This is a genomic window from Haliscomenobacter sp. (assembly GCF_041740695.1).
GTDB lineage: Bacteria > Bacteroidota > Bacteroidia > Chitinophagales > Saprospiraceae > Haliscomenobacter.
Window position 1 is genome coordinate 15,318 of record NZ_JBGSLK010000018.1, and the last position, 17,109, is coordinate 32,426.

At 46.4% G+C, this 17,109-nt stretch carries 12 protein-coding genes; 3 read left to right on the forward strand and 9 right to left on the reverse strand.

Annotated features, from left to right (window positions below; translation table 11 throughout):
- Positions 1–81: 81 nt before the first annotated feature.
- The 3 genes from ACEW9O_RS03100 to tatC all read right to left on the reverse strand — a co-directional run bounded on the left by ACEW9O_RS03100 (position 82) and on the right by tatC (position 1,979).
- Positions 82–291 (reverse strand): hypothetical protein, encoded by a 210-nt coding sequence (locus tag ACEW9O_RS03100; RefSeq protein WP_373548657.1) that lies wholly within the window; start codon positions 289–291, stop codon positions 82–84.
- A 262-nt stretch (positions 292–553) separates the two neighbouring features.
- Positions 554–1,003: a hypothetical protein gene (locus ACEW9O_RS03105; protein WP_373548658.1), complete on the reverse strand. Its 450-nt coding sequence runs from the start codon at positions 1,001–1,003 to the stop codon at positions 554–556.
- 109 nt (positions 1,004–1,112) lie between these two features.
- Positions 1,113–1,979, reverse strand: coding sequence for a twin-arginine translocase subunit TatC (tatC, locus tag ACEW9O_RS03110; protein WP_373548659.1), 867 nt, complete (start codon positions 1,977–1,979; stop codon positions 1,113–1,115).
- Between the two features lie 192 nt (positions 1,980–2,171).
- On the opposite strand from tatC, the gene ACEW9O_RS03115 reads away from it, so the two are divergent.
- Positions 2,172–2,486 (forward strand): YbaB/EbfC family nucleoid-associated protein, encoded by a 315-nt coding sequence (locus tag ACEW9O_RS03115; RefSeq protein WP_373548660.1) that lies wholly within the window; start codon positions 2,172–2,174, stop codon positions 2,484–2,486.
- 119 nt (positions 2,487–2,605) lie between these two features.
- Positions 2,606–3,835 (forward strand): LamG-like jellyroll fold domain-containing protein, encoded by a 1,230-nt coding sequence (locus ACEW9O_RS03120; RefSeq protein WP_373548661.1) that lies wholly within the window; start codon positions 2,606–2,608, stop codon positions 3,833–3,835.
- A gap of 144 nt (positions 3,836–3,979) precedes the next feature.
- On the opposite strand, the gene ACEW9O_RS03125 is transcribed toward ACEW9O_RS03120, so the two are convergent.
- The 3 genes from ACEW9O_RS03125 to ACEW9O_RS03135 all read right to left on the reverse strand — a co-directional run bounded on the left by ACEW9O_RS03125 (position 3,980) and on the right by ACEW9O_RS03135 (position 10,533).
- A complete protein-coding gene (locus ACEW9O_RS03125) occupies positions 3,980–8,662 on the reverse strand; it encodes a gliding motility-associated C-terminal domain-containing protein (RefSeq protein WP_373548662.1) in 4,683 nt (1,560 codons plus the stop codon).
- Positions 8,663–9,083: 421 nt separating this feature from the next.
- On the reverse strand, positions 9,084–9,926 hold the full coding sequence (locus tag ACEW9O_RS03130) for a thioredoxin family protein (protein ID WP_373548663.1): 843 nt from the start codon (positions 9,924–9,926) through the stop codon (positions 9,084–9,086).
- An 82-nt stretch (positions 9,927–10,008) separates the two neighbouring features.
- A complete protein-coding gene (locus ACEW9O_RS03135) occupies positions 10,009–10,533 on the reverse strand; it encodes a helix-turn-helix transcriptional regulator (protein WP_373548664.1) in 525 nt (174 codons plus the stop codon).
- A gap of 332 nt (positions 10,534–10,865) precedes the next feature.
- On the opposite strand from ACEW9O_RS03135, the gene ACEW9O_RS03140 reads away from it, so the two are divergent.
- Positions 10,866–11,390 carry an RNA polymerase sigma factor gene (locus ACEW9O_RS03140; protein WP_373548665.1) on the forward strand — a complete coding sequence of 175 codons (525 nt, stop codon included), beginning with the start codon at positions 10,866–10,868 and terminating at the stop codon, positions 11,388–11,390.
- A gap of 203 nt (positions 11,391–11,593) precedes the next feature.
- Here ACEW9O_RS03140 and ACEW9O_RS03145 read toward each other — a convergent pair whose 3' ends face one another.
- The 3 genes from ACEW9O_RS03145 to ACEW9O_RS03155 are packed head-to-tail and all read right to left on the reverse strand — an operon-like array spanning position 11,594 to position 17,068.
- On the reverse strand, positions 11,594–12,931 hold the full coding sequence (locus ACEW9O_RS03145) for a TolC family protein (RefSeq protein ID WP_373548666.1): 1,338 nt from the start codon (positions 12,929–12,931) through the stop codon (positions 11,594–11,596).
- The gene (locus ACEW9O_RS03150; protein ID WP_373548667.1) at positions 12,894–15,980 is read right to left on the reverse strand and encodes an efflux RND transporter permease subunit; all 3,087 of its coding nucleotides are present in this window, start codon (positions 15,978–15,980) and stop codon (positions 12,894–12,896) included. The genes ACEW9O_RS03145 and ACEW9O_RS03150 overlap by 38 nt, the downstream gene beginning before the upstream one ends.
- Positions 15,977–17,068 carry an efflux RND transporter periplasmic adaptor subunit gene (locus ACEW9O_RS03155; RefSeq protein ID WP_373548668.1) on the reverse strand — a complete coding sequence of 364 codons (1,092 nt, stop codon included), beginning with the start codon at positions 17,066–17,068 and terminating at the stop codon, positions 15,977–15,979. The genes ACEW9O_RS03150 and ACEW9O_RS03155 overlap by 4 nt, the downstream gene beginning before the upstream one ends.
- Positions 17,069–17,109: the final 41 nt, after the last annotated feature.

Below are 17,109 nucleotides of genomic sequence, written 5' to 3' on the forward strand. Positions count from 1 at the left end.
TCCCGATCGGGTATGTTTTAACCATGTTTGATTTGGGTTTTGACTTTTAACCAATTAGGTTGGCAAGATTAAAAAGCCAAGTTACATTCGCCATTTCGCCTCAATGTTCAAATCGCCCATCAAAGCATTCAATTGTTGTAAAAAATCATCCCGAAGGCGATTGAAATTATCCAACGCATTTTCATCAGGCTCTTCAAAGGATTGATGAAAAAGGATCATTGAATTGACTTTCTGAATCTGTTCAAGTGTTGAAGTGATTTCTAGAATCAGGTCATCGCGGCTTGCTTTCATGATGTTTGCTTAACTTCCCAATCACTTTCTTTGATGCCGAAAATTTACTCGTATATATCTAAAGTCAGCAATACTCCCCCCTCTTTAACAAAGCTTTCGAAGGTTTCGACTTCCATTTTTTTCTGAATAGCTTGGACACATTGGACAAGCATCATAAAAAGTTTCTCTTATTCTGTCTTTTTCCATAAAGCGTCATATAAGCTCCAGTGGAAAACTAAAATTTCTTTAGAGCTCAACCCCCATCGTCGTTTGAGGAAAAGCCCTACACCTTCAATAACCGCTCCTTCAAACCCGGATTTTCCTCAAAAAAAGTATAAAACCGACTTGGGCTAGGGATAAACGTAATGCTCTTGCCAAAGCTCCCTTTGCCTTTTAAATGTAGTGTCCCCACCGAAAAAAGCAACAGTGAAGTAGAGGTAATGCCATCTACCTCGCTGAAAGGGTAACGCACATTTTTGAAATAATTGGTCACGTATACCCCTTCCTGGCCTACCTCTATCCTTTTGAGGCGCATCAAGGTAAATGCCAGGAACAAGGTTCCCGTGGTGAACACGAACAATATCACTGCCTTCACTGCCCACGAAGAGGTATTGCCAATGCCTGCAAATTTGCTCAGCATGATGGCCACTGTAACACCGCCCATAAACACAATCCAGAAAATGGGCAGTACAATTTTATACATCAACGTAAGGTTACTCGAAATCCGTTCCATTCGATTGAAAATTGAGGAGTTGAGGAGTTGAGGAGTTGAGGCTACCGCAGCGATTTGGATTAGCTATAGTCTAAGTCCCTGCGGCAGCCTCAACTCCTCAACATCTCAACTATGAAGGGGTTACTGCTTTTGAAGGTTCATCATCGTCATCATCCCGTGGGGCAACCCTTTTAGCTATGAGGATACTGACTTCATACAAAGTATACAAAGGTATGGTGACAAACAATTGTGAAACCACATCCGGTGGCGTGATGATCCCTGCAACGATCAGAATAACCACAATGGCCTGCCGACGAAAAGCCCGCATATCCTGTGCGGTGATGAGGCCAATTCTAGCTAAAATATATACCACTACAGGCAGCTCAAACACCAGCCCCAATGGCAAAGTAAACATCACCATGTAATTGATGTACGAATTGAGCGTAGGGACGTTGGTAACGCCAGGAATGGTATAGCCAATCAGGAAGTTGATGGCAAAAGGCGCCATTAGGAAATAGCCAAAGACCACTCCCAACAGGAACAAGAATGAGCAAACAGCAACTGCCCCTGTAGCAGCTTTTTGTTCCTTGGGCAACAAACCCGGGCTGACAAAGCGCCAGATTTCCCACAATACATAAGGTGCAGCCAGGATCAAACCCACCACAAAAGAAACCCACATACTGGTCACAAAGGGTTCGGCAAAACCAATGGTCTGTAAATTGACTTTAGTGGCCGCAAAACACATGGTATCCCCCAGCCCCATACTTTTTGAAAAAGAACACAGTGCTCGGTAAGTAATAAAATCTTGTTTGGAAGGGCCAAAAATCAACACGTTGAACATCCATTCCTGGTTGAGGAACAGAACAATTCCAAAAACAGAAATGACCGACAACGAGCGGATAATGTGCCAACGCAACTCCTCCAAGTGGTCCAGAAAAGACATTTCTTTACCCACCTTTTTTTCTTCCTGATCTACATCAACTTGATCCAAAGCCATGATGGCGCTATTTTACACTGTAAGTAGAATTTGTGCTCCCGTGTGCCAGTCCCCATTTGTTGTGGATTGGCACTAATGCCAAAACAGTTTTACCCTGCAACTGGTTTAACGGGGACAAATGTATAAAATACTGACGTTTCCTGTACGTTCTGTTATATCTTCGCACATATTTTACCGACAAAAAACCGTACCATGTTTGGACTTGAAAACATGTTTGGCGATATGGAGGCCCAACAAAAGGCCATGCGCGAAAAATTGGCCGAATTCATTGTAGAAAGTGAGGCCGGCGACGGCGCCATTAAAATCAGTGCCAACGCCAATCGCGAAATCACCAACATCAGCATTGATCCCGCTTTTTTAAAAGATGCTGAGGCTGAGGAGTTGGAAGACTTGCTCCTAGTTGCCATCAATCGTGCGCTAAACAGCGCCTTGGAAAAAGAGGCGGCGGAAACCCAACTACTGCTCAAAGACATGATGCCTCCAGGGCTGGATGGTTTCTTCAAATAGGGTTGCTGAAGGAAACGCAATAAAATAAGCCTCCTCTTCCTTCGTTTTTTAGAGTGTGTTTGGATTTCTGCCGCGGATGTGCAGCGATCAGCCATTATTTTGCCAATTCCAAAAATACCATGAGAATACTTGCATTTTTATTCTGCCTCTGTTGCAGCGTTGCTTTATTCGCCCAACCCACGGCTGGTTTGGTGGCTTTTTACCCTTTTGAAAACAGCAATGCCGATGCCGCAGGGAATACGGCCAATGCATTTCAACCAGCCCTCAATCGGAGTTATGAATGTGGCGTAGAAGGGAAAGCTCTGGAATTTTCTGGGGCCATCGGAAATGCAGTCGTGATGGGGCCCGCCAATGACGAGTTTACCACCGAAGACTTCAGCCTGAGTTTTTATTTTAAATCAACCAACTCCAATGGCATTCAATACCTGGTGCATAAGCTCACCAGCAATTGTGCGACCGATGGTAATCTTTTTTACATCCGTTACCGGCCTTTTACCCGCACCTTGAACGTGTTTTTGGGGGAAGGTGCCAAAACGGTGAACTTGATTGGTGAGGTTCCCGCTGGAAAATGTTGGCACCACGTTGCAGTGATTCGGGAAGCGAACAAAGTTAAACTGTACATCAATGGCGTAAAAATTCAGGAATTGAATACCCAGGGAAGAATCAATCTATCCAATGATGGAAAATTTACCATGGGCAATTCACCTTGTACTCCAGTAGCCAATCAAGCCCCTTTTGAAGGCTATATGGACGAAGTAAGACTGTACAACCGCTCCTTAAACGACAATGAAATCAAATCACTGTATACCATAGAGCCCGACAACATCGTAACGCGTGATACCAGCATTTTTGTCGGTGGAGCTGTAAAAATCAAAATAGGGCCTACTTGTAATTATATTTTTAACTGGTCGCCCACCCTTGACGTGATTTCCCCTTTTGAAAAAGAACCATTAATTCAACCCTTGAGCCCAGGTATCCATTTTTACACGGTCGATATGTCGGATGATAGCGGAGCTTGTGTAGCTACAGATTCGATCAGAATCACCGTGATTGATCCCAACACCCTGGATTGTGGGCAGGTATTACTCCCCAAAGCTTTTACGCCCAATGGAGATGGTTTGAATGAAACCTTTGGCATCAGCAATCCTTTTGTCATTCAGGAATTGATAGCATTTGAAATTTTTGACCGCTGGGGAAGCCGGGTATTTGGCTCCGCCGATCCTTTTTCCCGTTGGGATGGAAAATTTCAGGGGAAAGAAATTAACCCTGGCGTGATGTTGTATAAAATTCGCTACCGTTGCAAAGGTGAGGAAAAATTGGCAACAGGCAGCATAATGGTATTACGGTAGGGGCAACCCTCTGTGGTTGCCCAATATTTATATCCAAATCCGTAGGGGCAACCCTCTGTGGTTGCCCAATATTTAGTAGGGGCAATCCATCAGGAATATTTCCAAATGCATAGGGGCAACCACAAAGGGTTGCCCCTACGCATTTTAACGAATCAACCCCACATCCCCCCGATACAACAACTTCACATCGTCGAGGAATTCCACTTCTATAATGTACACATATACACCTTGATTGGCCAGTTTGGAGGACAATAAACCGTCCCAAACAATGGTCCCACCAGCACAATCTGGCACAATCCCTTCGGCTTGCATAATCAGGTTGCCCCAACGGTCAAACATCCGGGCGTAGTTGATGGTTTTTACCCCCTTACAACCGTATACCCGGAATTCATCGTTGCGTCCATCTCCATTGGGGGTAAATGCGTTAGGAATGAAAAAATTGCGGTTGCGATCGAGCTCCACAAAGATGGTTCCTTCTGCTTTACAACCGCTGGTATCTGTTACCGTCAAGATAAATTCAGTATCATCACGCATGTCGCGTTCTGTACGGGTTGCCGTAATCACATATGGACTTTCGATTTTATTGTCGGAGAGCCCTCTTGCTGGTAGCCAATCGTAGCCCGTAATGGGTTTGGTGCTGGTCACAATCGGGGTAAGTTGCAAACTATCGCCCAATTCCACTACAACCTGATTTGGATTAAAAGCAACGGTCAATTGTTCCGGTTGATTCACTACAATGGTGTCGATGTATTGGCAACCCAATTGGTCTTCAATCGCTACAATGTGTTGGCCAGCGAAGATGTTAGCGGCCTGATTCAGCGGGAAACTGATCCCGTTGTTGTCTACTGTAAAAGTGAAATCCGTCAAATCAACACCATTGCCACCGTAAGCGGTATCTACGGTAAGGGTAGTCGCATCGCCAAAACAACGAGGTTCAGTCACTGGGTTGAGCAGGCCAATCACCGGTGGTGGTGATACCACGGTATAACTAGTTGAATCCGTACAATTTTTAGTATCGGTCACGGTCACCGAGTACGTTCCTGGTGCCAGGTTCTCCGCAAATGGAGAATTGGGGCGTGATATACTACCCGACCAGGTAAAGGCATCTTCAGGTAAGGGGTTGATGCCCTCATCTGTATTGACAACTACTCCAAAGCGACCATCATCAGTATTGCTACAACTGGAGGCTCTTGAGAAGGATTGATCCACTTCCACCCTGAGTTCGGCAGGTTCTTTAATTTCAATCTCTTGCGTTTTGGGGCAATTGCGGCTATCGGTAATGACCGCGGTATAAGTTCCAGCCTGCAGGTTGCTCAAACTATCCTGAGTAGACCCGATGACTTGCCAGTTGATGTTAAAAGGAGGGGTTCCACCTCCCGGTGTGAGTTTCACTTTTCCATCCGCCAAACCAAAACAAGTCACGGCTTCTACCACCGCTAAAATTTTGATTTCAGGTGGGCTGGTGATGAGTACTGAATCGGCAGCTGCGCAAGAGTTGGAATCAACCACTACCACTACGTTCATACCAGCCGACAACATAGTGGCAGTAGAACTGGCTACCCCAGCAAAGGTTTCCTGGCTGCCTTGCCAGGTAAACTCAAACAAGCCATTGGTTCCATCACTAAACTGTGCGACCGCCGTAGCTCGCCCATCTGTACTTCCTTCAAAACAGGCGACTCCAGTACTATCTGTAAAGGTGATGACAATGCGTGGAGGATCCTGCAAGGTCGCCGAACTCATCACAGAGGGGCAACCACTGGCGTCGAAAATAGCCACATCATAGGTGCCCGCAACCAAAGCTGGGCGCAATTGGAATCTCGAAGTATCGGTACCTTGATCCTTCCACAAGAATTTATACGGTGCCGTACCCCCACTGACATTCACCGTCAGCGAGCCATTGGCATCTCCTGGGCAGCGGGGTGCAACCGCCGTTATACTATCCACACTGATGGGCGTGGGAGCAATCACTTGCGCGGTATCCACTGAACTACAAAAATCGCTCCCAGTCACCGTCACAATGTAGCGGCCAGCAGGTAGATTCGTGAGGTCTTGGCCAGTTGATTGGTTGTCCCAGGTATAAGAAGTAATCGTGGTGCCCGGTATTGGCGTTGCCCTTACCGACAAACGACCGTTGGCATCGCCAAAACAACGCAAGGTAAAGTCGTTGAGCTGGGTAATCTGAGGCCCAGCGGGTGCATTGATGTCGAGCATAAAGGTGGTATCACACTGGTTGCTGTCGATCACTGTAATGATGTAGTTACCAGAACGTAGGCCAATGGCCAGTGAATCGGTTTGCAAAGTATCCAGCACCGTATCCCTGCGCCACTCGTAGGCATAGGGTTTGATACCACCGCTTACGAGAAGGGAAGCTAGTCCATCGTTGCCAGGGTTACAAGTCTCATTTTGCAGGCGGCCTTGGGCAACAGAGAGTTGAGTAGGTTGAGTGACGACGATGGTATCTGAAGTGAAGCATCCTAGGGGATCTTGATCCTTCATGGTTACAATATAGGTGCCCGCAGGTATACTGTCAAGCGTACTATTGGTTGGTTGATTGGTTGGTGTATTGGTAGAACCTGTCCAGGTAAAGTCGTAAGGCAATTGGGCCTGGGCGCCACTGGTATTTCCAGTAACAATAATTACCCCATTTGACAATCCAAAACAGGTCACGTCTGTTACTGCGGTATCAATTTCCAAAACTTTAAAAGGTTCAACCGGGAAGCTGAACTCTTTCACACATTGCCTACTATCTGTAATGGTTACCGTATAGTTCCCTTCAGCAAGGTTTGAAATGGTCGAAGTATCTGTCGTATCACCTGTTGTAGATGCCCACTTAAAAAAGTACCTGTTGCCACTGAAAGGGACCCCTCCACTCACTCTAATGGAGATTGCCCCATTGGAAACACCCGAGCAGGTGTTTGGTGTAATTGTCGGTACAGGTTCAAGCCTAACCGGAATCGATAAACCGGTGCTGGAGCTGGACTGGCAACCTCGGCTATTGGTTACAGTCACGAAATAAGTTCCTGGGCCCAGAGAATCCACCGTTTGACCTCTTTCACCAGGGATGTTCCACTGGAATTTATAGGTAGAATCTGGATTAGGGATTAAAATAGAATTGACAGAAACAACACCTTTAAGTGAGCCAGTTTTAGAATCAGAACACAAAACTTCAGATAAAACCTGTACATCAATTGCTACATTCTCCGGTTGAGTGAACTCAACATTGAATGTTTTGGTATTAGGGGTAGGTTTACTATCGTCTTGAATAGTGACAACATATGAACCAACATCTAGATCCTCCCAGCGGAAATTTCCTCCAGGTTTTGCAATTATTTCATCTTGAAAATTTTGAACATTAGGTGCGGTTTTCCGCAAACTTACACTATATGGAGCAGTCCCTTTGTCTGCAACGACCTCGATCACACCATTGGTTTGGCCAAAACATTCTAAGCCAGAAGTTCTAACACTTGTAAAAAGGATATCATCCGTCACATTCACTTGTCCATCTCGGAAAATATATCCCAATCTGGCTGGATCAGGTGTGCCCACTGTTTCAGAGGGGTCACGCGATCCTTGAAAATGAAGTGGGCTAGTTGTTCCCAAAGCCCCTTTTACTCTGAAGCAAAAAGTAACTAAGGTTGAGCTATCTACAAGAGTTATCCCAGTGAGGGTATTGTCTGACCAAGATAGTGCAAGGCCCAATTTATCCGAAGTTTGGCCGATGCTACCTGCTCCAAAGCCACCCAAAGCGGGGTTGAAATTCTGGGTGCGTATAAACTCCAGTACAGCCGTATCCCAACGGATGTTCATCTCAAACAAACCTACTTTAGTAAAGTTGGTCGTTTTTAAATCCACACAAATTTCGTCTCCTGTTTTCGCATTTAAAAAAGGCAGCTGAAAGCCTACGGCCTGACAGCCAGCCATATTCACTGGAAAAGACAGATTGCAATTCCGTCCATCGCTAATCGTGATGATGTAACGACCTGGTTCCGGCACAAAAAATGCAACGGAGTCTAAATGCATGGCCGTATTACTATTGGTACTGGAGGCTTTTGCAATCCCCGTAACCGATGGATCATCTTCTTTGACGACCGTAATGGTAAAACGTTCAGTTGTCTCAAATTCAGGCACACCCCCTCCTACAATAAATGATCCTGTACATCCTGCATTGTCAACCCGGGTACGAACCCTGAGCGTGTCAATTGGCTTAAGATAAACCACCCGAAAAGTTGCTTCAGGGTTAAACACCACACAGCCGCCTGCTTCATTTATATCATTGGCGAAGTCATCAGACGTAATGGGCGTGAGATACAAGCCTACTGGCTTATTTTTCCCAAATCCTTCAATAAAGCCTCCAAGATTACGAATAATGAGGTCTCCATTTCTTCTAACTGGATCTGAAATCGTCCAGTAATCCCCTTTTGTAGAAGTTTGTCCATTAATAGTTATAGTAGCATCAGGAAATAGGCAAGGCTCTTTTTGAATAGTAGGGACATCAGGCCCCGAAAATTCGGCAGAGGGAGGACAAGTTGTAACCAAATATTTAATCCCTGAAGGTGTATTGCGATTAGGGTCATTGATTACAAAATCACCGTTATGCTTAATGGAAATAGAGTCTCCAAAGCAAAGATAAATGGTTCCGCCTCCCGAGGTATTGCTTTGCCCTTGAATTGGTCCGATGGTAACTGTACCAGCACGATTGTCGCAAGCTTGCCTAAGTTGAGGGCGCTTGATATCGTACTTTGACCGAATATGGTCGATTTCTTGACCGTAAATAGCACCCATGGGTACTAATAAAACTACAATTAGATAGCCGAAAAATCTGCTCATTTTGCTCATCATTCTGATTGTCCTGAACGAACTTAGAGTGTGGTGGGGTTTCTGCTTTGCAAGCGAAAATGAGCTAAATTTTGCTCTAGTGAGGCACGAAAAGCGGAGTTTAGCAGCGCTAAATGAGCATTTTCGGAACGAAACTAGAGCAAAATTTAGTCATTTGCAGCGCAAAGTGGAAGCCCCACTACACTCTTTAAATACTCCGACAAAGAAACGAAACAGAATGACAATTATTTGATGTGTAGTCGAGCTAATTTGCTGATTTGCTGATTTGCTGACTTACTGATGTGCTCCTATGTTGATTTGTTAAAGCGCTAAGGTGCTGATTTAGCCTTCAAAAAACACGGCAGCAGATTTACATATCAAGCTGGATCGTTTTCTTTAAATTAGCCAATCAGCACATTAGCAAATTAACACATTATAAGGTGACAATTAAACCTTTAAGTCCATCGCGTTGCAGGGCGATGAGGTACGTTTGCATTTGCGCAGGGGTTTCAAAAGGCCCGGCAATGAGGTGATAGTAGGTTTGTCCATTTTTGGTTTGAGCCGAGATCTGAACAGCTTTGTAAAATTTTTTTTCAAAATACTGTACCTGCCGAATTACATTTTCATAACTGCTGTAAACGCCCACTTGTATCCCCATCTTGCGAGAACTCGGCAAGGCCGGGCCTGCATTGGTTTGGCCAATTGGCAGACGTTGTGCATCCAAATGGGCAGGGTCATTCTCAACATCGGCAGAAATTGTGCCTATTTCACTTTGATCAATTTGAGCTACGGTGTTGCTAGGAGTATTGATCTTCACAGTGGGAACTGCATAAGTGGAACGTGGGGCAATTCGGTTGGCAGGGGTATCGTATTTGCGCAAGACCTCCAGCATTTGGGCCGCATCAAGCGTCTCTTCGTAGCGGGACACTACTATTCCCGTGGCATTAAAAATCAATAAAGAAGGCAGGTATTTTACCCCACAAGCTTCCTTGTCGGCATAACCTTGTACTTCATCCACGTCGATTTTTACCGCTAGGTATTGATTGCTCAGGTAGGTCAACACCTCCGGATCGACAAAAGTGTTTTTGTCCATCCATTGGCAAGGCAAGCACCAGTTGGCGGCAAAATGAATCAACAATGGACGTTGCAATTGGGCTGCTCTAGCTTTGGCTTCGGCCAGTGATAAGCGAGCAAACTGCACGGCGTGCAACTTTTGGCTTGCTGTCAATAGGGTCAATACCAACAGCAGGCCCCGAAGAAGGGACAATTTTTTCATGGGACTATGGGATTATACTACAACTAAAACGTCGCAATATATCCCTATTCCCCATGCAGTGCAACCATTAATCTGTTAAAGATCACTCGTTTGCAGAAGAATCTTTGCAATTGAGGCTTTTGAGCAGTGAAAGGTGTTCATCCATGAGGGAACGGGCAGTGCGGTACAATTCTTCGAAGTTGACGATGATCAATTGTAGTTCAGGGGGGATTTGAGTATGGACTTGTTCAAGCTTCAAGCGGCTACAAGTAACCAAGCCCTCCATCATCTGCAATTTGCGTTGGGCATTCCCATGAATGATGTTCAACAGTTCGGGATTCTGGGGTTCAACCAAGTGCCCGTTTTTAGCGTGGCCGTTGCTCTTAGCGCAAGGTACCTCGTCACCACTCAGGTCACGTTGTGCCAAATCACAGATGGAGACGCCAAACAAGCGAGACAACCTTAGCAGGTTACATACCTTTGGTTCGGCAGTGCCATTTTCGTACGAAGCAATGTTGCCCCGATTCAATCCGATTCTTGACGCAAGTTCTTCTTGACTCCAATTCATCTGCTTGCGCAAAAAACGAATGTTTTTGTCCAAATAAGTAAAATCAACCATTTGTTCCATTCCATCCAAATTAATCATCCAAAATAGAGGCGAAAGAAAAAAATAAAAGATCCTTCGTAATAAATTAAGCAGTTGAACGACGAATCTATTCCATTCGTCTCCTTCAATTAGTGGTTCAAATCTTATTACTTGAATACAAATTTAAGCGCTCATTGTTTTATGGGTGTTAATTTTTTTAACAAAATCCCTTATTTTTGGAAAAAACTGTCGCGTTGCGACTTTTTTTATTAAAAATGAATCTAAATAGACAAAAATAATTGCACAAATCCCCAGCATTCTTTATTTTTGTAAAAATTTATTACAATACTGTAACCCAAATAAATCACCGGACCATGCTTTACGCGATTCAAAATCCGATCTACGAGCAACTTGACAAGGTGAGCAATTCATTGCGCGCCTTTTCACTCAAACTGACCGGTAACTACAACGATGCTGACGACCTTTACCAAGACACCGCGGTAAGGATCATCACCAATGCAGATAAATACAACCAAGGCACCAACTTCAAAGCCTGGGCGGTTACCATCATGCGGAACATCTTCATCAACAATTACCGCAAAAAAGTACGCCGCAACATGATCGTGGATCAGACCCCCAACAATTTCTACCTCAATTCCGGGGAAGAAAAAGTGGAGAATGATGGCGAACACGATGTGTCTTTTGGAGAGCTGATGCGCCTGGTGGATACTTTGCCTACCGATTTTCGCGAGCCCTTCCTGATGGCTTACGATGGTTTTAAGTATGAAGAAATTGCGGAAGAGCTGGGCTCACCACTGGGTACCATCAAAAGCCGGATTTTCTTCGCCCGTAAAAAATTGCAAAAACTATACGACGAAAACTATCGGGAGCGGGCCTAAGTAGCTGCTTTTGTTGTTGTTCAATAAAAAAGAAAAGGCGCTGGGAGATGATCTCCTGGCGCCTTTTTTGTTGGTTGAGAGGGTTTAGGGAAGTTGAGGAAGGTTTAGGCTGCCGCGAGCAACCCGGTCACTGAGCGTAGCCGAAGTGCAAGGATCGCTCGCGGTAGCCTAAACCTTCCTCAACCTTCTCAACCTCCCTCAACTTATTGAAACATTTTCATCCCAGCCAAATCCAGTATCTCAATCTCCGCTTGTTTGAGGCGAAAACCAGCCTGAATGGCTCTATCCCGTGCCTGAACCTCCAAAAGGGTAGATTCCCGCACTTCAAAGTTGGTGATTTTCCCGAGGCGGTACAATTCCCGCGCCAAATTGGCCTGATCGATGGTCACCCGCAGGTTGGCATCTTCCAGGTCACGCAATTGCTTGAGCGATTGGTAATCGGCGTAACGGGTACGGATTTGCGCTTCGAGGGTATACAGGAGTTCATCCTGACGCAGTTTGACACTTTCTTCCACAATTTTAGCATTCTCCAAATTTTGCCTGCGCAAATGTCCATCGTAGATTGGATAACGCGCGGTAAGGCCCACCGTTGGACCCAAGTTGCGGTTGGACAATAAAAATCCTACTGCGTTGCGCTGATACGAATAGTTGAGGTTGGCAGAAAGATCCAGTTCTGGCTTAAAAGTGCCTCTAATTTCTTTAGTGTTCAACATCGCAACTTGTTGATCCAGTTTACTCAGAATTACCTGAGGGTGAGCTTGTTTTGCATTTTGAACCAACTCATCCACGCCAATCACCAGTTGAGAAGCCAAGGTAGTATCTACCCGAAAGTTCTCATCAACCGGACGGTTCAACAATTGATTAAAAGACATGTAAAGCCTTCTAATATCGACTTCTTGTTGCACCAAACGGGCGCTATCTGCCGTCAGGCGCGAACGAGATTGTAACACTTCCAAACCGGTAGCACTACCAATTGTTTTTTTAGCCTGTACCAAATTGAGCAAATCCCGATCAAGTCGAACCGCATAACGGAGGTTGGCGGTGGTACGCTCCAACTGTACAATATTGTAATAAGACAGCGTGATATTTGCAGCTAGTGCTTGCATTTGAGCCGTGGTGAACGCCCGACTTTGCTGCTCGAAAGCAGTAAAGCGATCCCTGGCTACGTACATCCGCCATCCATCATAAATGGTCCAGAGGGCCTCCACACCAAAGCGGATATTGAAGGTACCTGCATTGGGGGCTCCACGCGATTCTCCAGTGAAGAACTTTTGCTCTGTGTTATTGATGGCGTACGAAACGTTTCCGGTTGTGTTTACCGTTGGGGTCATTCCTGCCCGAGCTGGCGTATTGTTGTTTATGGCAATTTGCTCTTGTTGGCGGAGGATCTGGATATTGAAATTTTTCTCCAAACCCACTTTTACTGCATCCTCTACGCGCAGCATTGGAGACTGCGCGTAGGAGAATGAAGCCATAAATAAAATGAATGTTACACAGAATATGTTATTCAGCAACTGCGACTTCTTCGAGTTGTTCTTCATGCTTCACTACTTTTTGTCGGTTGAAAAAGGTGTAAATAGCTGGAATCACGTAAAGGGTGAGGATCAATGAGAAACTCAGTCCGCCAATGATTGCAACGCCCATCGGGATCCGGCTCGTTGAAGCGGCACCCAAAGCCAGGGCAATCGGTACAACCCCCAGGATGGTGGCAATACTGGTCATCAGGATGGGGCGCAAACGCAGGGTCGCCGACTCAACAGCTGCCTCATAAGCATTCATACCTTCCTCCATTTTTTGATTGGCAAACTCTACGATCAAAATCCCGTTTTTGGTTACAATACCTATCAAAACGATGATTCCAATTTGGCTAAAAATGTTGAGCGTATGGTTGAACCACCACAGCGTCAACAGAGCCCCAACCAGGGCAAGTGGCACCGTAACCATGATGATCAAGGGATCAAAGAAACTTTCAAATTGGGCTGCCAGGGTAAGGTAAACGAGTGCCAACGCCAGGATAAAGGCAAACAGGATCCCCCCTGAACTTTCTTTAAAGTCCTTGGAAGTACCCGTCAGATCGGTTTGGAAAGACTCATCCAAAACCTTATCCCTGATGCTTTCCATCACTTCAATGCCTTGTCCGATGGTATAGCCAGGGTTCAATCCTGCCGATACTGTAGCTGACAAATAACGGTTGAAGCGGTACAATTGTGGGGGGCTGGATTGTTCGATCACCCGCACCACGTTGCTCATCGGAATCAGTTCCCCCAGGGTATTGCGTACAAAGAGGGATGCCAAATCGCGAGGATCATCACGGTAAATCCGGTTGGCTTCCCCAATTACCTCGTATTGTTTGCTGTCTTTGATGAAATAACCGTAGCGCTGGCCGGCGTAGTACAACTGCAAGGTTTCGGCTATGTCCCGTACACTCAGGTTGAGTTTCCGGGCCCGTTCGCGGTCAATTTCCAGGCGTAGTTCAGGTTTGTTGAATTTCAAATCCAGGTCGACTACCGCAAAAGCAGGATTTTTGGCGGCTTCGTCCATGAACTTAGGCAGAGCCGTCTTCAAATCATCAAAATTGGGTGCCTGGATAACAAATTGCACTGGCAAACCACCCGCCCGGCGATCAGTCGCGATGGTCTGTTCCTGGGTAATCAGTGAACGAGCATAGTTCAACTGAGCAATCTGAGGAAAAAGAGCTTTCGCCAATTCATCCTGGGTACGGGTACGTTCTTCGGGCTGTTTGAGGATGATGTTGACAAATGCTGAGTTCACTGCCCCAGAACCACTGAACCCAGGAGCGGTAACAGCAATAACGGCTCGTTTTTCCGGCAAGGTGTCCACTATTTTCAGCACTTCCAGCATGTAGCGATCCATGATCTCGAAAGAAGTGCCTTCCGGAGCGGTCATTTGTACCCGCAAGCTGCTTTTATCTTCCATCGGCGCGAGCTCGGTAGGGATTTTTTGCAGCAAGGCATAGATGCCGAAGCCTGCCAAGATGGTGATGATCCAAGCCAGACCCCTCACCTTCATGAAGCCTTTCAGCGTGCGGTTGTACAAATTCGTCATCCCGTTGAAAAAACCTTCGGTCAGGTTATAGATGTACCCATGTTTTTGTTGTTTCAAAAAACGGGCACTCATCATAGGTGTCAAGGTGAGCGAAACAATCATCGAAATGAGAATGGCTCCCGCTACGGTGATCCCAAACTCACGGAACAAACGCCCGGTCAAACCCTGTAAAAACACAATCGGCAGAAATACAATGATCAGGGTGATCGAAGTAGAAATGATGGCGAAGTAGATTTCTTTGGAACCTTCGTGAGCCGCTTCATAAGGTTTTTGCCCATCTTCAATCCGCCGGAAAATATTTTCCATCACCACGATGGCATCATCCACCACCAAACCCGTAGCCAGCACAATCCCGAGCAGGGTCAAAATATTGATGGAAAAATTGAATACGTACATGATGAAGAAGGCCCCAAGCAATGAAATCGGAATAGCGATAACCGGAATGAGCGTAGTCCGCCAGTTGCGCAGAAACAAGAAGATCACCAATACTACCAGTCCAAAAGCCAACAGTAGGGTTTCTTCTACCTCCTTGATCGCTTTGCGGATGCTGATCGTCCCGTCAAAGGCATAATCCAGCGTAATGTCTTCAGGAATGTTCTTTTTGATTTCGGCGACCCGATCATATACCCGGTCGGCAATCTCGATGTAGTTGGCACCCGGCAGTGGGGTAATGGCTACCCCTACCATGGGCGTGATGTTGTTTCCCCTCAAAATTGAGCGCAGGTTTTGCGGCTCCAATACCACAGTAGCTACATCGCTCAAAAGGATGGTTGCACCGTTGGATTCCCGCAATACAATATTGGAAAACTCCTGGGGGGTAAACAAGCGGCCTTCGGTACGAATGGTCAACTCCGTGCGGTAACCCTCAATCCGTCCAGAGGGCAGCTCCAGGTTCTGACGTTGGAGTGCAGTGCGAACATCCAGTGGCGTCAGGCTATAGGCACTCAGCATGGTGGGATCCATTTTGATGCGAATCGCATAGCGCTTTTCCCCCCAAATCCGAATATTTGACACCCCGGGGATGGTTTGCAAACGTTCCTTCATCACGTTATTGGCAAACTCGCTCAGCCCCATCAGGTCGCGGCGATTGCTTTGTACGGTGATCGACAAAATGGGGTTAGAGTTGGCATCTGCCTTCGATACAATCGGGGGGTCGGCATCGGGAGGTAAGTTACGCTGCGCCTGCGATACTTTTTCCCGCACATCGTTGGCAGCTGCTTCCAGGTCGATGCCCAGTTCAAACTCTACCCGAATGTTGCTTCGGCCATCCGAACAGGTACTGGACAGAGAGCGAATCCCCGCGATCCCGTTGATGCTTTCCTCCAGTGGTTCGGTAATTTGTGATTCGATTACGTCAGCAGCAGCCCCGGTATAACTCGTAGATACCGATACAACCGGGGGATCCACACTGGGGTACTCACGCAAGCCCAGTGAACGATAACCAATGTAACCAAAAAGAACAATCACTATGGAGATCACCGTAGCCATTACTGGCCGGTCGATACTCAAAGAAGACATATTCATAGGCCATTCTGATTTGGAGATTCAAGCAATTTGGTAGGAATCACAGGCATTCCTTCTTTGAGGGACAATAAGCCCGAGAGAATTACCGTATCACCAGGTGCCAAGCCGTCCAATATTGCTATGGCGGATTCCAGGCGTTGACCTGCCAATACGGTCTGCATTTTTACGACCCCCCCTTTGATCACCAACACTTGTTGGCCGTTCAAAATGGGAATAACCGCATCAGTAGGCACTAAAAATGCCGCCTTATTTTGGCTGGTGATCACTTGTACTTTGGCAAAGTTACCCGGCTTCAAAGTGCCATTGGGGTTCGCACAACGTGCCCGGGCAGTAAGGGTGCGGGAAGCAGAATTCACCTGATTGCTCAGGGCATAAATTTCTGCGCTGAAATTTTCAGTGATCCCTTCTACATTGAACCGAATGCGCTGTCCTGGCTTCAAGTCGCGGGAAAAGCGCTCAGGGACTTCAAATTCGAGTTTGATGGGATTGGTTTGTTGCAAACCCACCAATATATCGTTGGGAGACACATAGGCCCCTTCACTCAATTGACGCAAACCTAATTTCCCACTAAATGGGGCCCGAATGCGGGTCTTGTCCAAGGCGACTTGGGTGATTCGCATGTCTGCCTTGGTTTGATCCAGGGTAAGGCCAAGGCGATCATAATCCTCCTGTGAAATCCCGTCGATGGCCAAAAGGTCTTTCGCACGTTTGAGCTCCCGCTCGTTGTAGGCTTCACTGACCTTGAGTTTGGCGAACTGAGCTTCCAGTTCAGCACGATCCAATTCAGCCAAAAGGGTACCTTTTTGTACCAATGCGCCTTCTTTGAAGAGCAGCTTGGTCATCAGCCCGGAACGTTCGGGGCGAATGTCAACTTGTTCGTTGGGGACAAGGTTACCCGTAGTGAACAGCGTGTTTTCCAGTACTTGTGAGTTTACGATCATGTAGTCTACCGGAGTGGGAGGAATGGGGCCGCCAGGTTTTCCACCAGGGCCAGCACCAGCCATCGGGGCGCCCTCTTTTTTCCCACCACAGGAAATCATTACTAGGCTTACAAGGACCAGACAGAGCAGGGAAGAAATGTACTTCATAAAAATTGCAGGTTAGTAAAATCGAACAAATGTTGTTCACG